Source organism: Thalassobacillus pellis, from assembly GCF_016908295.1.
Taxonomy (GTDB): domain Bacteria; phylum Bacillota; class Bacilli; order Bacillales; family Halobacillaceae; genus Thalassobacillus; species Thalassobacillus pellis.
The window spans coordinates 156902-173554 of record NZ_JAFBDO010000001.1 but is presented as its reverse complement, the minus strand read 5'-3'; the positions used below and the strand labels follow the sequence as shown (position 1 = coordinate 173554).

At 40.6% G+C, this 16653-nt stretch carries 24 protein-coding genes and 1 riboswitch; of the genes, 12 read left to right on the top strand and 12 right to left on the bottom strand.

Annotated features, from left to right (window positions below):
• Positions 1 to 6: 6 nt before the first annotated feature.
• The 6 genes from JOC33_RS00905 to gvpQ form a co-directional block, all read right to left on the bottom strand.
• Positions 7 to 267 carry a gas vesicle protein GvpG gene (locus JOC33_RS00905; RefSeq protein WP_205090106.1) on the bottom strand — a complete coding sequence of 87 codons (261 nt, stop codon included), beginning with the start codon at positions 265 to 267 and terminating at the stop codon, positions 7 to 9.
• On the bottom strand, positions 264 to 1028 hold the full coding sequence (locus tag JOC33_RS00900) for a GvpL/GvpF family gas vesicle protein (protein WP_205090105.1): 765 nt from the start codon (positions 1026 to 1028) through the stop codon (positions 264 to 266). Before JOC33_RS00900 ends, JOC33_RS00905 begins: the two co-directional genes overlap by 4 nt.
• Positions 1025 to 1957, bottom strand: coding sequence for a gas vesicle protein GvpN (gene gvpN, locus JOC33_RS00895; protein WP_205090103.1), 933 nt, complete (start codon positions 1955 to 1957; stop codon positions 1025 to 1027). The genes JOC33_RS00900 and gvpN overlap by 4 nt, the downstream gene beginning before the upstream one ends.
• Positions 1958 to 1973: 16 nt before the next feature.
• On the bottom strand, positions 1974 to 2240 hold the full coding sequence (locus JOC33_RS00890; protein WP_205090102.1) for a gas vesicle protein GvpO: 267 nt from the start codon (positions 2238 to 2240) through the stop codon (positions 1974 to 1976).
• 74 nt (positions 2241 to 2314) lie between these two features.
• Positions 2315 to 2611: a gas vesicle structural protein GvpA gene (gene gvpA / locus JOC33_RS00885; RefSeq protein WP_205090101.1), complete on the bottom strand. Its 297-nt coding sequence runs from the start codon at positions 2609 to 2611 to the stop codon at positions 2315 to 2317.
• Between the two features lie 27 nt (positions 2612 to 2638).
• Positions 2639 to 3238, bottom strand: coding sequence for a gas vesicle protein GvpQ (gene gvpQ / locus JOC33_RS00880; RefSeq protein WP_205090100.1), 600 nt, complete (start codon positions 3236 to 3238; stop codon positions 2639 to 2641).
• A 332-nt stretch (positions 3239 to 3570) separates the two neighbouring features.
• On the opposite strand from gvpQ, the gene JOC33_RS00875 reads away from it, so the two are divergent.
• Positions 3571 to 3930, top strand: coding sequence for a Lin0512 family protein (locus JOC33_RS00875; RefSeq protein WP_205091494.1), 360 nt, complete (start codon positions 3571 to 3573; stop codon positions 3928 to 3930).
• A gap of 167 nt (positions 3931 to 4097) precedes the next feature.
• On the opposite strand, the gene JOC33_RS00870 is transcribed toward JOC33_RS00875, so the two are convergent.
• Both JOC33_RS00870 and JOC33_RS00865 read right to left on the bottom strand, forming a co-directional pair.
• Positions 4098 to 4412, bottom strand: a complete 315-nt coding sequence (locus tag JOC33_RS00870; protein ID WP_205090099.1) for a DMT family transporter — start codon at positions 4410 to 4412, stop codon at positions 4098 to 4100.
• The gene (locus JOC33_RS00865; protein WP_205090098.1) at positions 4409 to 4753 is read right to left on the bottom strand and encodes a DMT family transporter; all 345 of its coding nucleotides are present in this window, start codon (positions 4751 to 4753) and stop codon (positions 4409 to 4411) included. The genes JOC33_RS00870 and JOC33_RS00865 overlap by 4 nt, the downstream gene beginning before the upstream one ends.
• Before the next feature lie 49 nt (positions 4754 to 4802).
• Positions 4803 to 4903: riboswitch (guanidine-I (ykkC/yxkD leader) on the bottom strand.
• A gap of 112 nt (positions 4904 to 5015) precedes the next feature.
• On the opposite strand from JOC33_RS00865, the gene JOC33_RS00860 reads away from it, so the two are divergent.
• Entirely contained in the window at positions 5016 to 5195 is a 180-nt protein-coding gene (locus JOC33_RS00860) for a YfhD family protein (RefSeq protein WP_205090096.1), read from the top strand.
• A 153-nt stretch (positions 5196 to 5348) separates the two neighbouring features.
• Here the strand turns inward: JOC33_RS00860 and JOC33_RS00855 are convergent, their stop codons facing one another.
• Positions 5349 to 6818, bottom strand: coding sequence for a UDP-N-acetylmuramoyl-L-alanyl-D-glutamate--2,6-diaminopimelate ligase (locus tag JOC33_RS00855; protein WP_205090095.1), 1470 nt, complete (start codon positions 6816 to 6818; stop codon positions 5349 to 5351).
• A 405-nt stretch (positions 6819 to 7223) separates the two neighbouring features.
• Between JOC33_RS00855 and JOC33_RS00850 the strand changes: the two genes are divergently transcribed.
• The 5 genes from JOC33_RS00850 to JOC33_RS00830 all read left to right on the top strand — a co-directional run bounded on the left by JOC33_RS00850 (position 7224) and on the right by JOC33_RS00830 (position 10416).
• Positions 7224 to 8030 carry a VLRF1 family aeRF1-type release factor gene (locus tag JOC33_RS00850; RefSeq protein WP_205090094.1) on the top strand — a complete coding sequence of 269 codons (807 nt, stop codon included), beginning with the start codon at positions 7224 to 7226 and terminating at the stop codon, positions 8028 to 8030.
• 292 nt (positions 8031 to 8322) lie between these two features.
• Positions 8323 to 8628 (top strand): antibiotic biosynthesis monooxygenase family protein, encoded by a 306-nt coding sequence (locus JOC33_RS00845; RefSeq protein WP_205090093.1) that lies wholly within the window; start codon positions 8323 to 8325, stop codon positions 8626 to 8628.
• Positions 8625 to 8987: a hypothetical protein gene (locus JOC33_RS00840; protein ID WP_205090092.1), complete on the top strand. Its 363-nt coding sequence runs from the start codon at positions 8625 to 8627 to the stop codon at positions 8985 to 8987. Before JOC33_RS00845 ends, JOC33_RS00840 begins: the two co-directional genes overlap by 4 nt.
• 18 nt (positions 8988 to 9005) lie before the next feature.
• Complete coding sequence (locus JOC33_RS00835; RefSeq protein ID WP_205090091.1) at positions 9006 to 9668, top strand: cobalamin B12-binding domain-containing protein; 663 nt, start codon at positions 9006 to 9008, stop codon at positions 9666 to 9668.
• A complete protein-coding gene (locus JOC33_RS00830; protein ID WP_239533986.1) occupies positions 9655 to 10416 on the top strand; it encodes an STAS domain-containing protein in 762 nt (253 codons plus the stop codon). The genes JOC33_RS00835 and JOC33_RS00830 overlap by 14 nt, the downstream gene beginning before the upstream one ends.
• A 245-nt stretch (positions 10417 to 10661) precedes the next feature.
• On the opposite strand, the gene JOC33_RS20470 is transcribed toward JOC33_RS00830, so the two are convergent.
• Entirely contained in the window at positions 10662 to 10787 is a 126-nt protein-coding gene (locus JOC33_RS20470) for a hypothetical protein (protein WP_275576957.1), read from the bottom strand.
• Between the two features lie 296 nt (positions 10788 to 11083).
• Here JOC33_RS20470 and JOC33_RS00825 point away from each other — a divergent pair, with 296 nt between their 5' ends.
• The 4 genes from JOC33_RS00825 to copZ all read left to right on the top strand — a co-directional run bounded on the left by JOC33_RS00825 (position 11084) and on the right by copZ (position 14624).
• Positions 11084 to 11467: a DUF302 domain-containing protein gene (locus JOC33_RS00825; RefSeq protein ID WP_205090080.1), complete on the top strand. Its 384-nt coding sequence runs from the start codon at positions 11084 to 11086 to the stop codon at positions 11465 to 11467.
• Positions 11468 to 11663: 196 nt separating this feature from the next.
• Positions 11664 to 11978: a metal-sensing transcriptional repressor gene (locus JOC33_RS00820; protein WP_205090078.1), complete on the top strand. Its 315-nt coding sequence runs from the start codon at positions 11664 to 11666 to the stop codon at positions 11976 to 11978.
• A gap of 19 nt (positions 11979 to 11997) precedes the next feature.
• Positions 11998 to 14388 carry a heavy metal translocating P-type ATPase gene (locus JOC33_RS00815; RefSeq protein WP_205090073.1) on the top strand — a complete coding sequence of 797 codons (2391 nt, stop codon included), beginning with the start codon at positions 11998 to 12000 and terminating at the stop codon, positions 14386 to 14388.
• Positions 14389 to 14417: 29 nt separating this feature from the next.
• The gene (gene copZ, locus JOC33_RS00810) at positions 14418 to 14624 is read left to right on the top strand and encodes a copper chaperone CopZ (protein WP_205090072.1); all 207 of its coding nucleotides are present in this window, start codon (positions 14418 to 14420) and stop codon (positions 14622 to 14624) included.
• Positions 14625 to 14673: 49 nt separating this feature from the next.
• On the opposite strand, the gene JOC33_RS00805 is transcribed toward copZ, so the two are convergent.
• Positions 14674 to 15015 carry a spore coat protein gene (locus JOC33_RS00805; protein WP_205091493.1) on the bottom strand — a complete coding sequence of 114 codons (342 nt, stop codon included), beginning with the start codon at positions 15013 to 15015 and terminating at the stop codon, positions 14674 to 14676.
• 13 nt (positions 15016 to 15028) lie between these two features.
• Positions 15029 to 15289, bottom strand: coding sequence for a hypothetical protein (locus JOC33_RS00800; RefSeq protein WP_205090071.1), 261 nt, complete (start codon positions 15287 to 15289; stop codon positions 15029 to 15031).
• A gap of 265 nt (positions 15290 to 15554) precedes the next feature.
• Here JOC33_RS00800 and JOC33_RS00795 point away from each other — a divergent pair, with 265 nt between their 5' ends.
• On the top strand, positions 15555 to 16472 hold the full coding sequence (locus JOC33_RS00795) for a proline dehydrogenase family protein (protein WP_205090070.1): 918 nt from the start codon (positions 15555 to 15557) through the stop codon (positions 16470 to 16472).
• The last annotated feature ends 181 nt before the right edge of the window (positions 16473 to 16653 follow it).

Genomic DNA, 16653 nt, shown 5'->3' with positions numbered 1-16653 from the left:
TCTTCCTCACTTTTCAGAGCGCTTGGTCAGTTCATTCCATTGTTCCATTTCTCTTCTCTTAGCTTCCTCATAACGTAGTAGTAATTCGTTCTCCTGTGTCTTGAAATCTTCCTCCGATATTTCATCTAGTTCATACATCATTTGAAGTTGAACCAGTTTTCTTTGAATGTGTTCCAGATCATAATATTCTTTATCCACTTCTTCTTTTACCTTTTCTCCGACTTTGACGACAAGATTCAATGGGGAAGTGAATAATTTGTGGATCATGAAGTTTCCTCCACTTTTAGTTTAATATTAATGAAATTATAAGCTGGCCATGGGCCGGTATATTTGAATTCGACCTTATCCTGCCATTGATCATGAAGTTCGTTAATTTTTTCGTCAAACTGTGCTTCTTTTTCCTTATCAACCAGGTACGAAGCATTCAATAGCATCTTTTCACCAATGGGATCGTTCACTTCTGTGGCTTCCGCAATCGGTTTCAAATTCTCATGAATGTTCTGTTCCACATCATGCTGCAGCTGCTGGAAAAACTTTTGTGCCATTTCCCCGAGCTGAATACGGTCAAAATAACCAGCTGCTTCTGATTTATTCTTTACGGTTTCTTTCTGTTTCGTTACTTCAGGGTTTTTATGAATTTCATTTTCCAGCCAATCCTTTTTGCCGATTACTTTAAGACCCAATTCCATTTTACCTTTGAGTTGAGGAAAAAGTTTCTCAAGCTGTGGATACAGGTTTTCGAGCAGGACAGCGACATCCTCTTTTGTCTGGAAAACATTCCCGAAGCTGATAGGTACCACAGTATCCATTTTCTCCATTACACGGTTAATCACCTGCTGATGCATCATCAAATTTCCTTTGCTTGGGTGATAAATTTTCATCGGAACTTCCGTTACAACCATGGATGCATCTTTATAAGAGATCGTGTAGATTTCGCGGGTTTCCCCTTCGAAATCAATGGTGCCAAAATCATGTTCCTCATTTGTCTGAATTCCACAGAATACATAAATTCCATTGTCCATTATCATTCACCAACTTTAATTTTTTTACATTCTGTCAGTAACTTCTTTTTTATCTCGCTCAGGTCTTTTTTCTCCAGACACGTCTGAAGCGGAAAGGCTGTGACGTCCATACATAGCTGCTGAAATGTCTCATCACCGCCATCTATCGGTATTTCAGATCGTTGTGCCAAATCAGCAATCATTATTGACGACCTCAAGCTTGGTCCTTGCCCATGCTCTTGTGTTTCACAAAACTCCCTTACTTTGGAAACAAACTTGACGATCGCTCCAGCCTCCTGGAAGGGTATACCTGTTTTACTTGATACTGCTGCGATTTCTGCCTTTTCATCCATTTGTTCAAGCGGCAAGGTTATCATTCGGTCAAGCAAAGCATCTTGGGATCGGAATACCCCTGCGTACTCAGCTGGATTACTTGTGAATATGACGGAGAATTCCGGGTGAACTCTAACATAGGACTCCTTTTGTTTTGTACCATAAAGAGGCAGAATTTTTTCTTCCAGAATAGACAGGAATAAGTTGTTCGTCTCCGGCTGTGACCGGGTGAATTCGTCGTAAACGACCGTGTAACCTTTTTTCACCGCTTCAAGTAATCTTCCTTCTGACCACGATTCTGTAAGGTTTTCCTCCGTCTTATAAACTGTGCGTATGAAATTGTCTTTCACCTTATTACTGGTGTAACCGGTAAATGCACCAATTAAATCCTCATTTGATAATGCTTTATTCCCATTAAGCAATAACACTGGACGCTTACGCTGTTTGGCGATGTGCAATGCAAGTGTCGTCTTGCCAATACCTGATGGACCGGTGAAATGGATAGGGTAACCAGAGGAAAGATAGCTGAGCGACCGCTTGATCAGCCCCTGATGATAAGAGGAATTTTTGTAGACCTCATTGGAGATATGTGGTTGTTGTCTGACTTCCTTCAATACAGTCATGAATGTTCACCCCGCATCAGGATTGCTCTTCCAAGTCACTACGATACCGGAGGCTGATCCGCGAAAATCCAGTGACCTCCGACTCTTTATTTAAAAACACTTCATATAGGCCAACCATCTGGTCATTGGCGTACTTTTTCATATATTCTTTCTCTTCAATGACCTCAACCAGAGCACGATAACCTTCCTTGTCATCCTCTTCCCGCTCCCTGACGGAAATGATTTTATGGGGAGGAGCTATGTGTTCATTGAAAAATTGGTTTACTTCGTCCATTACCTTCATGAAAAAATCCTCCTTCAATAAATACAATAAAGCAGAGAGGAGAGTCAGAGCATCACACTCTGACTCTCGTCATGCTAAATGCTGAATTCACTTCGTTCGTTGGTTTGCCCAGAGCTTGATGTGCTATCTGTTCGTGCAGACAGCCTGTTAGATAATCCTTCTTCTTCTACTTCATCACGCAGTAATCCGACAGCTTCTGCATAACGTAACCAGGTGTCGACACTTGCAATGACGACTCTAGCTTCTACCGTTACGAGCTCGATTCCCACTACAGAAACGCGTGCGAAGGCATCAATTACAATACCCTTATCCAAAATTCTGTCAATAACTTCTGCAAGACTGGAACTATCCGTTGTCTTCTGTACTGCCATTTGTAAATACCCCTTTCTGATAATGATTTAACTGGTAGATTTTGTATTTGAAGGGTGTTTGATATTTTGAGGCCCTTTGATCTGGTTAGAACTTTTGATATTGGTTGAACTTTTAATGTCTTTAGCCCCTTTAATATCATTCACGCCATCAATGCTGTTGCTGGAAGTTCCTTTATCATTCATTTTTTCCTGAAAATCTTCACCGGCTTCTTTAACTCCGGCTAGCTTTTCACGAAATTTCAACAATGCATTTTGTGCTTTTTCCTGTACATCTTCTGCATTGGAATGAACTTTTTCAGCGTTTTCCTCCTTAGCGGCTTGTAAACTTTCGGATGCATCATTCACTTTGGACTGGAGCTTTCTTTTGAAATTTTCACGCATCCGATCCGTGATTTCATCGTGGATTTCATCTTCTGCTTCTTCTTTAAAATCCACTGGGTCATCAGCTCGTTTAACCGCTCTTGAGAAGCGAGGGAATTTTTTACTCATATAAGAGGTAGATTTACTCGCACCTTTTTTGACACCCTTTCGGACTTTTGGGTGAAGCAACGATGACGCTGCTAGCGCAACACTCCCTGCCAAACTGCTGGTTCCGGAATTGTTTTTGATTTTTTCAGTAGTACCCATGCGATACCTCCTTTGCGTGAACGTCCATCTTTGCTGATGACCTTAATCTTTGGATACCCGAAATAATCAGGCAGAAACTAGGTCGAAAAGACTGTGATGCCAGTACTGGAATATATTACATTTAATTTTAAAAGCGGATTTTTGGGAAATGCGATAATGGTGGGGGAATTGGGAGAAAGACGCCTCATAATATGACAAATATTACAAATATATTATTTATCAGAAAATATGATTTGCTAGGGAGAAACAAGGATATGGAATGAATGAAGGCAAAAAAAGTGACAAGAGAATCAGGATACAATATCTATTTTTAACTAGGAGGAGTGATGAGATTGGATAAAGTATTATTCATTCAAACAGGAATGGGGATTGACGTTCACGGCCAGAATGTCACAAAGGCTTCCGTACGTGCAGTGAAGGACGCGATTCATTTCAATTCTATGCCAGGGGTCGAACAGGCCCTCCCAGAACAGTCACTGGATAATATGAAAGTGAATGTGAAATTGGCAATTCCCAAGGACCATAATCAATTGGACGAAAAGGAAGTGAAAGAGACGATACCATATGGAAATGTTTCCGTAGAAGTAGTTGAAGGTGGTATGGCTACTACAAGTGGTATAGTACTCGAAGATAAAAATGATTCCAACGATCTGATGTATATTGTAAATGCGTCTGTTGAAGTGGGGTATTAATACAAAGGGCTGCCCCTATAAGTCTGAAAAAACTTATAGGGGCAGCCTTTTTTTATACTTTAATCCTTTAACAAAGTTGAACTTACCTAAAGTACGAAAAAACCGCAAAGAAAGTAAACTTCTTGGTGGTTTTTAATTTTAAAGAGGCGTTTTGGGACAGCTTTTTTTCAGGAAGATAATTTCAGTCCGACTGTGGCAAAGATAATTATGAAGAGGCATAACATCCGCTTCCAGTCTGCCGGCTCTCGGAAGAAAAGCATTCCTAATATTGTACTGCCGCAGGCTCCGATGCCCGTCCAGACAGCATAAGCAGTTCCCATTGGCAATTCATCCATTGCTTTCGACAGGAATAAAAAACTCGCGGCCATTGGAATAATCATATACAGTAAGGCAAGGAAGGAACGATCCTTGTTGAGTTTGTTAATCATCGTAATCCCTGTCATTTCGAATCCGCCTGCTAATATTAAATAGAGCCAGCTCAATTTATTTCTTTCTCCTTTCCTTCCGAAATGTCAGTAACCAGTTTTAATCCGATTATTCCCATAACTAAAAGGGCAATCCACATAAGTTTATCTGCGTCGGCAGGTACTCCAAAAAATAAAATTTCACAGATGACGGTTCCGGTAGTACCGAGACCGACGAAAACAGCATATACCGTTCCTACAGGAAGGTTTTTTCCAGCTGTAACCAAATAATAGAAGCTGACAGCAATAGCAATTCCTGTGCCGATCCATTCCCAACTGTTATTGGAATGCTTCAATCCTATAACCCACCCGACTTCAAATAAAGCAGCAAGTACTACCTTGTACCAAGTTGCCTTCATTCTTCTCACCTCTATTTCAAAAATAAAAAAAGAGATATCATATCTTGATATCTCCCGGGCTTTTGTCCCTCCGTGTCACAGTATTACTGTGGGCTTCCTCTTGGACCAGCCCAGCACAACCTTTGCTGCGGAACCCTAGGAAACACTTCTGTTCATTTTTCTTTATTATTGCGTAATCATTGGCAAGTTTCAACAATTAAGAATGACAGCAATCTTTTTTACGCAAAATAAAGCCGAGAATATAAGAAAAGAGGTGGATGACATGGGAAGAGATGACCGTAGAAAGGCAAATGGAAAGAATGATGCCTCCTTACCTCAGACGCCAAAATATGAAAAAGATAGTGATGGTATCGATGTGGAATTTTCACGAGAATTGGCGGATCAGCAGGACAGAGAAGCACAAGAGCGCGCAAAAGCTGCAGATGAACGAGCGAAAAATTAACAGGAAAGGGCCACACCGAAAAAAGTGGGCCCTTTTCTTATGAGAAGTATATAAAAGTTTACAATATATGGATGTAGATATGTTATAGTATTAATTAAGATGTACAAGAAAAGCCTGCTCTAATAAGAGAGCAGACTTTATGGTCGATGGTAGTCAGCTTTGAATCAATTTTTTATTAGGGTGTTTGGAAAAGTGGCGAAAGAATTTAATACACGCTACATCTGACTCGACAGCAAATTTATATCTTTGCTGGTAATTTTCATGGCCTTTACCTGTTATGACGATCCAGTCGCCTTGTTGAGCACGGTCCCAAGCAAACTTTATTGCTTCTGTGCGGTCATAAATCACTTGTCCACTTTCAGTACCATATTTCTCCTGAAGGTACTGGAGCTCTTTTTCCATTGTTGAACTGCTTACCTCATTCAAGTCATCGGCAGTCAGTATATAGAGGGAAGAATAGGAAGCAGTCGTTTCAATCATGGCTTTACGCTTGCTTTGATCTCTTCCTCCCCGGAATCCGAAAACATGAAAGATTCGGTGTGCTCCACCGGCATGTGCTGTCGAAAGAATATTTTCAAGGGCGTCGGCCGTATGGGCGTAATCGACAATCACTGTTGCCCCACTTGGGTGTTCATATTGCTCGAATCTGCCTGGCACATGCAGTTTTGCTTCTAGGGTATGTCGGATTGAATCCCAATCTACTCCTGCTAAATAGGAAGTAAAAGCAGCAAAAGTGGCATTATGAAAATTATGACGTCCAGGCAGCTGAAGTTGTAATGATATTTCTTCACTTCCAATTATGATTTTTTGTCCATCAGCATCAATGATGATGTCGTCACTAATATCAGAATCGGCTGTGTATACTCGTTTTCCCTGCTTTCTTAAACGGCTGGCAAGTGTTTTTCCCCAATCCTGACCGGTATAGATGACAGCTTTTCCATTACTCTTCAACTGTTCGAATAAACTTGCTTTTGTTTCAAAATAATCTTCCATCGAATGGTGATAGTCAAGGTGATCATGCCCAAGGTTTGTAAAAATCAAGTGATCAAATTCCAAAGCATGAACACGCTCCTGCTTTATTCCATGGGAAGAAACCTCGAGGATAGCTATGTCATCATTACTTTCAGCTAAGAATTTATAAAGTGTCAACGGATCAGGAGTGGAATTGAATGACTCATGAGCCTGTTTATTTACAATATAAGAAACAGTCCCGAAAATAGAGCAGGTGTGACCAGACTGTTCAAAAATATTTTTTAACATATAAGAAGTGGTTGTTTTTCCATTTGTTCCAGTTATTCCAATAAGAACCGGGGAGCGTTTATTAGTCATATAATAGGCTTTCGCGGCCTGAGCAAGTGCTTTTCTGCTGTCAGGAACCCGCACATAGGGAAGGGAGGTGTCTCCAACTTCTTGTTCACCAATAATTAAGGAAGCCCCCCGGTCCATAGCCATGTTTATGTAATTATGACCGTCTACGGTATGTCCTTTTATAGCAACGAATAATGACCCCGGTTTTACTTCACGCGAATCACAGGCAATATCTGCGATTTCCATGTTATAGGTATCAGAAGGGTTGCTAGGACTTAGATGTTGGATTTGGTTGAGTAATTCCGCAGCTTTCATTCGTGTATCTCCTTCATGGGGGATTCTTTTTATTAGTGTATAGACTTTATGCTCTGCAATCAAACTCCCACCTTTGATTCATTTTTTTATTCTATCACTAAAATCCTATTTCATTAACCGTATCACTATATAATTTCTGGGAAAACACGCAGAAATCGCCGCGGATATTTCACGTGCGCAAGAAGTTTGCAATAAATTAAATTTATATTACAATTTGTAATCGCATGTATATTCGTGTCGAAAAATCTTTTGGTTTTTAGCTTGCAGAGAAACCTCATTGTCTCTCTGCAGGCATTACTTTATACATTAGCGTAACTTTATATCGTATACATGTTTGAGGCTCGGGTGTGCCGGTTACATAGGTAGTAGAACAAACTGACATTGTAAAGGAGTAGATCGAGTCTTATGGATATGAATAAGCAAATTAAAAAGCTGGAAAGTGTATATTTAGAAAAACCACAACGCGTGTTCAGTATGTATTTAAATACGGATCCTTCCGACCCGGATCAACAGGGTGGAGAGTGGAAAATTCACCTGAAGAATGGTTTGAACAATTTTGAAAGCTATCTTCAGGAAGATGGTGATTCAGATGAAAAACGCAATTTTTGGGCGATAAAGGAAAAAGTAGAGAATTTCGTTCATAACAATGAACAGAATTTTAGTAAGAGTTTGGTCATCTTTGCGACAGCGGATGAGTCAGTATGGTTCGCAGAACGCTTTCAGATGCCTGTAGAAACAGAATTTTATTGGGAAGAAACAGCAAAACTTGATCAATTAAGGGAAATGTATAGTAACTTCCCGAAAACAGGAATCATTTTAACGCAAAAAGAAGCAATCAAAGTTCTTGATACGGAATTAGGTACGTTAAAGGACACCCAATTGTTCGAATTGGATCTGGATACCGAAGATTGGCGGCAGCACACCGGTCCACACCGTGCGGAACCTTCCATGGGGTCAGGTGGAAAGAGTACGAAACAGGACCAGTTCAAAGAGCGCTTTGAAGCTAACCGTTATCGCTGGTATAAAAGCCTTGCACCAAAGCTGGATAAACTTGCGAAAGACCGCCAATGGGAGCGTCTATACATTGTCGGTGATAAAGAAGAAGCAAAGGATCTGAATAGTAACATGAATAAAGAAATCACTGAGGTCGTTAATAAAAATATGCTTGATCATGAAGAATCTAAAGTAATTGAAGAAGTAGCAGCAGTTTAGTAACCCTCGGCCAGCTTGCAGGAGACACGTTCTCCTGCAAGCTTTTTTTGCTCTAATGGAAATTTAAGGATGGTTACGGATAACCCTCTAATGCCGGTCGATGGTGAATAAGGCCGCTTCCGCTTTTGTCCTGGTGATGCAATGGGAGATGAATAAATGATAGTACTCTCACAATAGTGTATTATTTTCAGAATAGCAGAGACATGTATAAAAAGGCTCTTAATTATACAGGTATTAGGATGTATGATAAAATCCTTATTAGATAATTCGTTAGGTTATAAAGGAGATAATTATGTATATTGTTGATTCGACTGTTATTGTACCTGCCCATAAGGCGGAGGAGCTGATTGCCATATATCGAAACAGAAGCCGATCTGTTGATAATGCACAGGGATTTCTTTCCTTTCAGTTACTCCAAAATGATAAACGGTCCGGAGAGTTGACCGTCCATATGGAATGGGAATCTAAAGAACATTACCTTGCATGGGCAAGAAGTGATGAATTCAAGAGAATACATGAATTGGAAAAAAACTATCCCGATCAAGAACTTGCCGGAATTGTTCCAAAAGTTTCCAAGTACAAGGTTGTAGCTGAATGAAAAGCATTGAAAAGTCAAAGCTTGTGGATTTAGTAGTAGAAGATATTTATACCAGTTTTCCTAACTTGATTGACAAGTTCGGGGAGCATGGGAAAGAACGGACGATCGAAGATAATTTCCATCACCTGGACCATCTTGAGACTGCATACCAGATGGGCAGCGGGGCTTTTTTCAAGGATTATACACTCTGGCTGAATAACATTCTCACATCAAGAGGTGTCAGGACTGACTTGATTGTTGATAATTATAAGCGACTAATTCAAAGAATGGACAAGGTAGAATTTGAAAGCGTTAAAGAAAGACAAACGTATATTATGTATTTACAGGAAGGTATTCAGCTTTTGGAAAGCCCTTCATAATCTGAGGTGATTATTTTGATGGAAAATCGTCACGAGCAACTGGCTGAACTTTTTCTTCAAGGACGTGAAGACGAGGCAGTTGCATTTATCGACGAGCTTTTAAACGAACATCCGAGGCTTTATTTATATGAAGATATCATCACCCCGGCTATGTATCATGTCGGTGTCTTATGGGAAACCAATGAAATAACAGTGGCGGATGAACATTTAGCGACAGCTATATGTGATTATGTCGTATCCCGATTGGATGATCGTTTTACGGAAAAGGAATCGAATAATGATAAAGCAGGAAACAAAGTGCTGTTGCTCGGTGTTGAAAAAGAACAGCATTATTTAGGGTTGAAAATGGTGGCCGGTTTTTATCGGGAGATGGGGTGGCATGTCAGGTATCTTGGGCCTAATCTTCCTATTGATCATGCCATTGATCAAATCAATCGCTGGCGTCCGGATGTGATCGGTATTTCTGCAGCCCTTTCGTACCGTCTGCCGGCTGTAAAGCAATTTGCACATCGTTTCAGCCAATTGGAATGGAAGCCTGCAATCCTGATCGGTGGCAGGATAACAAGGAAATTCGATTTGCTGGACTTCATCTCTGATCGAATTTATGTAATAAGAGGACTGAATGATTTATCACGTCTACACAATCAAAGGGGAGAAGAGATCATTGATGAGACAAGTTGAACACTTCTTTCCGCTTCCGTTTATCAGGATAGATAAGCATTACAACATCCAGTGTTATTCACCTGAAATGGCTGAATTGACCAGGCTGTCAGCCAACCTTTTAGACTTGTTGGACGAAGGAAGCATTTCCAAAGTTCAGAAAGGGATAATCCCTAGTGTTCCCAAAACAAAAATGGAAGTAAATTTAAACGCAGTTGATTATGGGGATGCCCCGATTCTCATTGATCTATTTGCCAATTGGATTAACGATTTGCAGGCTGATATAATTCTTATGGAAAAAGGCGAGGGTATCCGTGGAATTAGCGACTCATTGCAGCAGTTAAGGACAAGACTGCAAGCTACGAACTTCGAGCTGCTGGAAGAAAAGGATAAATTGCAGAAATCTATAGAGATTAACAATCGTTTGTCTGCGCCATTTATTGAATTGACAGAAGAAACCGCTTTGATTCCCTTATTTGGAGATATATCAGTTGAAAAGCTATATGCCATTGAAAGTAATACGCTCGATGCAGTGCAGCAGACAGGGATTGACTGTGTTTTATTTGATTTTACAGCCGTAGGTGAACTTAACGGAGACGGAGTCCATGTATTACAGAAACTTGTGCAATCTATCATTTACATGGGAGTGGAGGTAGCAGTAGTTGGTATAAAACCCTCTCAAGCAAAACGTATAAATGAACTCGGAGCCTCAATGGACATAAGGCATATCGGATCACTACAGCAGGCTATCAAACAGTTTTGTAATTAGAACCGTACCTCAGTGTATCATCACTGGAGCACGGTTTTTAATTTATTCAGGAAAATAAGGAAATAAAAAAACGCCTATCTAATCGAGGTATTAAACCTTTCCGCTTTGTGGCAAAGAACATCACGGCAAGGCTTGGCTTAAACTTGGCGGGGGTATATAAGGCGCTTCCGCTTTCGCATTAAGAAGGCATAAATTTTAATTGCAAAAAGACTAGCCGCCACTATCCATCAGGCGGCTTTAAGTCTTTAACAATCCCCCGCAGGTATCCCTGCAAGAACAAGGCCATGCGGCCGTTTTTCAAGTCGTAGAGTATCTGTCATTCCATTAAGTTGTGGATCAATCGCTATCTTTATTCCATTGATAATTTCCATGTTGTCCTCTTTTTCTGCCCCATCCAGGGACAGTCCAATCTGCGGGCCACCTCAGCCAATGCCTGCCAAAAACAGCCGGATGCCATCTGAATTATACTGTTCTAATATATCAAGGACATCTGCTTTAGCTTCATCCGTAATCTTCATGAAATATCCTCCTTTTCTTTTCATTATCATAGGATAACCAAATTGCTTTCAGCAAGTAATGGGATTTATAATAAAAGAATCGTATAAAAAAGTTTTGAATGAATACGCATCGGGGTATGGGTAATATAAAGCAATTTTGGAGGGATGGAATGTTTCATTATACTGTAAATACCAAACACAACTTGGATGAGGCTGTGAAAGAGGTCGAGGCTTCATTGAAAAATGCAGGTTTTGGCGTCCTTTGGGATTTTGATGTCAAAAAAACATTGAAAAATAAAGGTTTCGATCACAACCAGTCGATGAGAATCCTCGAAGTTTGCAATCCCGAGGAAGCAAAAAAGGTATTAGAGAAAAATGAATTAGTAAGTTATTTTCTTCCTTGTAAAGTTGTTGTATATGAAAGTGACGGAATCACCAAAATAGGCATGCCCAAACCGACAAAATTGATTGAATTCGTGGACGATTCCAAGCTTAATCAAATAGCAGGTAGTATTGAAGAACGGATGATATCAGCAATCAATGAAGCGAAGTAAGATGGAGCGGCAGAAGTCGCTCTATTTTTTTGCATTTTTAATTATCTTTGTTAAAGGATTAAAGTATAAGAAAAACGAAGGCTTTCGCCATAAGAAATTTGCGACAAGCCAAGTTTTTCTGATATTAAATCAATCGACTTGACACATAATACCTAACAGGGGTATAGTTTAATTAAAATCAAATTGAGGTGTGAATATGGAGCGAGAAGTACATCAAAATAATGAAAAAAAACCTGTGCTTTCCAGAACTGCAGATGAAAAGCAAAGTCTCGTTAACCGTTTAAAACGTATTGAAGGGCAGGTCAGGGGCATTCAGAAAATGGTTGAGGAAGATCGTTATTGCGTCGATATCCTGGTTCAGATATCGGCCATAGACAAAGCCCTTAATCAAGTGGGTTTTTCATTGATGGAACGCCATACGAAGCATTGTGTCAGTCATGCAATCAAGGCAGGAAATGGAAATGAATCCATTGAGGAATTGATGAAAGTAATGAAGCAGTTTGCAAAATAATTTTTGAGGAGAATGTTAAATGGCTGAGAAAACTCAAAGGCAAATAGCTGTTGATATAACAGGAATGACATGTGCTGCCTGCTCCAGCCGAATCGAGAAAGTTCTGAATAAAATGGAGGGGGTAGATGCGAAAGTCAACCTCACCATGGAAAATGCTAAAATCGCTTATAATCCTGAGACTACAACCCCAGAAGAAATAACAGCAAAAATTGAAAAGCTGGGGTATGGCGTAAGAACCGAGAAGGCTGAGTTTGATATAACCGGTATGACTTGCTCTGCCTGCTCGGCAAGGATAGAAAAGGTGCTGAATAAGACAGAAGGCATTCAGAACGCCAGTGTCAATTTAACAAATGAAACTGCAGCTGTAGAATACGAGGCGGGGGTAGTAGATGCCGATGTCATTATCAATAGAATTCAAAAGCTCGGCTATGATGCCCGATTAAAGGAAGACAGAGAAGAGAAAGCGAACCGCAAAGAGGAAGAGCTAAAAAGTAAACGGATAAAATTATATATATCGGCGCTTTTGTCTTTCCCTCTACTTTTGACCATGTTCGATCACCTTTTCGGTTTACCTGTTCCACATATGCTATTGAATCCATGGGTACAGCTTGTTTTAGCAACACCTGTACAGTTCATCATTGGCTGGCAGTTTTACCAGGGTGCCTACAAAAGCCTGAAAAATAAAAGCGCTAATATGGATGTCCTGGTTGCTTTAGGAACAAGTGCAGCTTATTTTTACAGCTTGGTGGAAACGTCTCTGACTATTGGCAATCCGAATTATCATCCACATTTGTATTTTGAAACGAGTGCCATTTTAATCACTTTGATTCTAGTGGGTAAATACTTTGAAGCTCTGGCAAAAGGCAGAACGACTCAGGCAATATCAAGCTTACTAAACCTTCAGGCGAAAGAAGCGAAGGTACTGCGGAATGGAGAAGAAATAAATATTCCTCTTGAACAGGTAGTGGCAGGGGATATAATTGTTGTCAAACCAGGAGAAAAAATCCCTGTGGATGGAGAAATCATTAAGGGTCAAACTTCTGTTGATGAGTCGATGATTACTGGAGAATCCATTCCCGTTGAAAAAACAGCAAGTGATTCGTTAATCGGGTCTACTATCAATAAAAATGGCAGTATCCAAATGAAAGCCACCAAAGTAGGGAAGGATACGGCTTTATCGGGAATTATTCGGGTAGTGGAAGAAGCACAAGGCTCAAAAGCACCGATCCAGCGCATGGCTGATGTAATTTCGGGTTATTTTGTTCCTATCGTGGTGGGAATAGCTCTCATTACCTTTATTATATGGCTTACTCTTATCACACCAGGTAATTTAGCGATGGCTCTGGAAGCTTCCATTGCAGTTCTGGTCATTGCCTGCCCATGTGCGCTTGGGCTGGCTACCCCGACTTCCATCATGGTTGGAACTGGCAAAGGAGCAGAGCAGGGAATTTTGTTTAAAGGTGGAGAGCATTTAGAAAGTACCCATAAAGTGGATACAATTATATTTGATAAGACAGGTACATTGACAAAAGGAACTCCAGAGGTCACTGATTTTGAAGGCAGCGAAGAAACATTGGTGCTCGCAGCAAGTGCGGAGCGAGGTTCAGAACACCCTTTAGCAGATGCGATTGTTGCCTATACTGCTGAAAAGGGAAAAGGTTTATATGAAGCGTCTGAATTTCAAGCGATTCCCGGACAGGGTATCCAGGCTGTCATAAATGATAAAAATGTTGCAATCGGAACAAGGAAGTTATTTCATCGCCTTAACGTGGAATACGTCAAATATGAAGAAGTAATGAAAAAAATGGAGCAAGAAGGAAAAACAGCTATGCTGATTGCTGTCGACAACGAACTTTCAGGCGTGATTGCAGTAGCCGATACAATCAAACCATCTGCTAACGAGGCATTGAAGTTGTTAAAAGAAGCCAATATAGAATTGGTAATGCTGACTGGTGATAATGAAAGGACTGCAAATGCCATTGCCTCCCAGCTCGGTATCGACCGAGTCATTGCTGAAGTAGTTCCGGAAGAAAAGGCTGAAAAAGTAAAAGAGCTTCAGCAGGAAGGAAAGCGGGTTGCCATGATTGGGGATGGTATTAATGATGCACCTGCTTTGGCGCTTGCCGACGTCGGAATCGCCATTGGAACAGGTACGGATGTCGCTATTGAGGCTGCCGATGTAACCATACTGGGCGGTGAACTTACTTTGATTCCTAAGGCAATCCAGTTAAGCCACCTGACGATGAAAAACATTCGACAGAATCTATTTTGGGCACTTGCCTATAATACAGCTGGGATTCCCATTGCTGCAGCAGGTCTGCTTGCTCCTTGGATCGCCGGGGCAGCAATGGCATTCAGTTCCGTAAGTGTGGTTTCAAACTCACTTCGTTTGAAGCGAGTTAAATTATAACTAAAAATGGAATGGAAAGGATGAGGTAGATGGAATTAACTTTAGAAGTTAACGGTATGACTTGTGGTCACTGTGAACAGGCAGTAAAGGGTGCTCTTGAAGAGTTAGAAGGTGTACATGGAGTAGAAGTACATCTGGACTCCGGGAAAGTAGATGTCAAATACGATGAAGCATTCGTCACGAAAGAAAAAATGAAGGATGCCATCGAAGAACAAGGGTATGAACCAGTAGGGTAATGAAAAAATCCTGGAAGAATCAATCTTCCAGGATTTTTTGCCTTCTATGTTATTGAGTCCCGTATGGAAGCTGGTTTTTATATCCGGTGAATTGCTGGTAAGCCTGTTGTGTCTTCTGCTGATCGGCTGCTTCAAGAGCATACCATCCGTTTTTAAACATCAGGTTGTAGAGGTTTCGCTGACAATCCTGTGTCTCTTTGAAAATGGTTGCCAGGTCGGTGTATAATGCCTCATTACTGGCCTCATTCAGTGCCACGTTATAGGAGGCTGTCATGTATTTTTCTGTAGTCAACTGATCGTTCACGAAATCACGTTCATTCATCTGCGGGGTTTTCGGCACAGTTGTTTCAGGATTTTGGATTTTTTGACTTTGCTGATTTTGTTGATTCATCATTTCCACTCCCTTAATTTAATGGGGAAGTCTGGTTATTCAGATGTCCCAAAATTTTATTGTAATGACGTTCATGCATCTGACCAGCCTCATCTAGAGCAGCTTTCAACTGAGGATCCTGACATTGTTGGGCATAGAAGTGGGCTTTCTTACAGGCATTCAGATTCCATGACAGCATATCTGTGATATAAAGCTGATCTTTACTGGTGACCATGTTTGGCGGTTGTGGCATCGGTTGTGCCTGCTGCATAGCAGGCTGATTTTGTTGTTCCATATTTGGTCCCTCCTTTATTTATTTCCGCCTTAGTTTATCCCAAAAATTGTTTACTATGAGGGTTCACTGGGAATTACACTTGGACTGAAGCAGATACCTGCCTTGAGGGTAAGTGATAGGCGGCGTTATGGTAGTACTCCGACTATTCGATTAATTTTGCGAAAATATACCCACTTCCAACAAAAAGTGATAAAATGGATTTGTGTATTCGTTTACAAAAAAATAACAATCTTAGTATAGAGGAAAGTTTTTGAGGGGGATCATCATGGAGCAGTTGCTGAGAAACTTTTTCTTGTTTTTATCAAAAAATAGATTTTTCACTAAGCTTGCTAAACGATATGGTCTGCGTTTTGGGGCTGGACGGTTTGTTGCAGGTGAAACTATCCCTGATGCAGTCCGTTCGATACAGAAACTGAATGAGAAAGGCATGTCGGTCACTATTGATCATCTGGGTGAATTCATTGATAGTGAACACGAAGCAAGAAAAGCAGCCGATGATTGCATAGAAGCAATCAAAGCGATTTCGGAAGATAATCTTGATTCCCAGCTTTCTTTAAAAATGACATCAATGGGGCTTGATATTTCCCAAGATCTGGTTATGGAGAATATGCGCCGTATTCTTAAAGCAGGTAAAGAATATGAAGTCTTCATTACCATTGATATGGAAGATTATGAACGATGCCAAAAAACGATTGATATATTTAAGGAATTACGCTCTGAATATGACAACGTCGGTACTGTCCTGCAGGCGTATCTTTATCGTACTGCAAAGGATATCGAAGAACTGGATGAATACAACCCCAACCTCCGCCTTGTCAAAGGGGCTTATAAAGAGTCTCCGAAAGTTGCGTTCCCTGAGAAGAAGGATGTCGATGATAATTTCAAGAAAATCATCAAGATGCATTTACTGAACGGGAATTATACAGCCGTTGCTACACACGATGATGCTATGATTGAGTATACAAAAAAGCTGGTGAAAGAGCATAATATCTCGAATGACCTGTTTGAGTTCCAGATGCTTTATGGTATCCGGGTGGAGCGCCAGGAGGAATTAGTTGCCGAAGGATACAAGATGCGTGTTTATGTACCTTATGGAAACGACTGGTACGGGTACTTTATGCGCCGGTTGGCAGAGCGTCCTGCAAACGTAGCCTTTGTTTTGAAAGGTGTATTTGGTAAATGAATTAAAGCAGTATATAAAGTGATACTGAAGAACTGCTGTGTCTTTTAATAGGAATCAACAAATACCCGAGTCTGACGATTTTATCGTTCAGCTCTGGGTATTTTCATTATTGGCCAGATTTTCAGGGAGCATTATATAAATCGTTAAATCTGCAAAAAATTTCCTGATGTTGAAATGAAAA

Excerpts from the sequence above, each read along its gene's own strand:
- JOC33_RS00905 (WP_205090106.1), bottom strand. The coding sequence starts at position 267 with ATGATCCACAAATTATTCACTTCCCCATTGAATCTTGTCGTCAAAGTC.
- JOC33_RS00900 (WP_205090105.1), bottom strand. The coding sequence starts at position 1,028 with ATGATAATGGACAATGGAATTTATGTATTCTGTGGAATTCAGACAAAT.
- gvpN (WP_205090103.1), bottom strand. The coding sequence starts at position 1,957 with ATGACTGTATTGAAGGAAGTCAGACAACAACCACATATCTCCAATGAG.
- JOC33_RS00890 (WP_205090102.1), bottom strand. The coding sequence starts at position 2,240 with ATGAAGGTAATGGACGAAGTAAACCAATTTTTCAATGAACACATAGCT.
- gvpA (WP_205090101.1), bottom strand. The coding sequence starts at position 2,611 with ATGGCAGTACAGAAGACAACGGATAGTTCCAGTCTTGCAGAAGTTATT.
- gvpQ (WP_205090100.1), bottom strand. The coding sequence starts at position 3,238 with ATGGGTACTACTGAAAAAATCAAAAACAATTCCGGAACCAGCAGTTTG.
- JOC33_RS00865 (WP_205090098.1), bottom strand. The coding sequence starts at position 4,753 with ATGAAGGCAACTTGGTACAAGGTAGTACTTGCTGCTTTATTTGAAGTC.
- JOC33_RS00860 (WP_205090096.1), top strand. The coding sequence starts at position 5,016 with ATGGGAAGAGATGACCGTAGAAAGGCAAATGGAAAGAATGATGCCTCC.
- JOC33_RS00855 (WP_205090095.1), bottom strand. The coding sequence starts at position 6,818 with ATGAAAGCTGCGGAATTACTCAACCAAATCCAACATCTAAGTCCTAGC.
- JOC33_RS00850 (WP_205090094.1), top strand. The coding sequence starts at position 7,224 with ATGGATATGAATAAGCAAATTAAAAAGCTGGAAAGTGTATATTTAGAA.
- JOC33_RS00845 (WP_205090093.1), top strand. The coding sequence starts at position 8,323 with ATGTATATTGTTGATTCGACTGTTATTGTACCTGCCCATAAGGCGGAG.
- JOC33_RS00840 (WP_205090092.1), top strand. The coding sequence starts at position 8,625 with ATGAAAAGCATTGAAAAGTCAAAGCTTGTGGATTTAGTAGTAGAAGAT.
- JOC33_RS00835 (WP_205090091.1), top strand. The coding sequence starts at position 9,006 with ATGGAAAATCGTCACGAGCAACTGGCTGAACTTTTTCTTCAAGGACGT.
- JOC33_RS00830 (WP_239533986.1), top strand. The coding sequence starts at position 9,655 with ATGAGACAAGTTGAACACTTCTTTCCGCTTCCGTTTATCAGGATAGAT.
- JOC33_RS20470 (WP_275576957.1), bottom strand. The coding sequence starts at position 10,787 with ATGGAAATTATCAATGGAATAAAGATAGCGATTGATCCACAACTTAAT.
- JOC33_RS00825 (WP_205090080.1), top strand. The coding sequence starts at position 11,084 with ATGTTTCATTATACTGTAAATACCAAACACAACTTGGATGAGGCTGTG.
- JOC33_RS00820 (WP_205090078.1), top strand. The coding sequence starts at position 11,664 with ATGGAGCGAGAAGTACATCAAAATAATGAAAAAAAACCTGTGCTTTCC.
- JOC33_RS00815 (WP_205090073.1), top strand. The coding sequence starts at position 11,998 with ATGGCTGAGAAAACTCAAAGGCAAATAGCTGTTGATATAACAGGAATG.
- copZ (WP_205090072.1), top strand. The coding sequence starts at position 14,418 with ATGGAATTAACTTTAGAAGTTAACGGTATGACTTGTGGTCACTGTGAA.
- JOC33_RS00805 (WP_205091493.1), bottom strand. The coding sequence starts at position 15,015 with ATGAATCAACAAAATCAGCAAAGTCAAAAAATCCAAAATCCTGAAACA.
- JOC33_RS00800 (WP_205090071.1), bottom strand. The coding sequence starts at position 15,289 with ATGGAACAACAAAATCAGCCTGCTATGCAGCAGGCACAACCGATGCCA.
- JOC33_RS00795 (WP_205090070.1), top strand. The coding sequence starts at position 15,555 with ATGGAGCAGTTGCTGAGAAACTTTTTCTTGTTTTTATCAAAAAATAGA.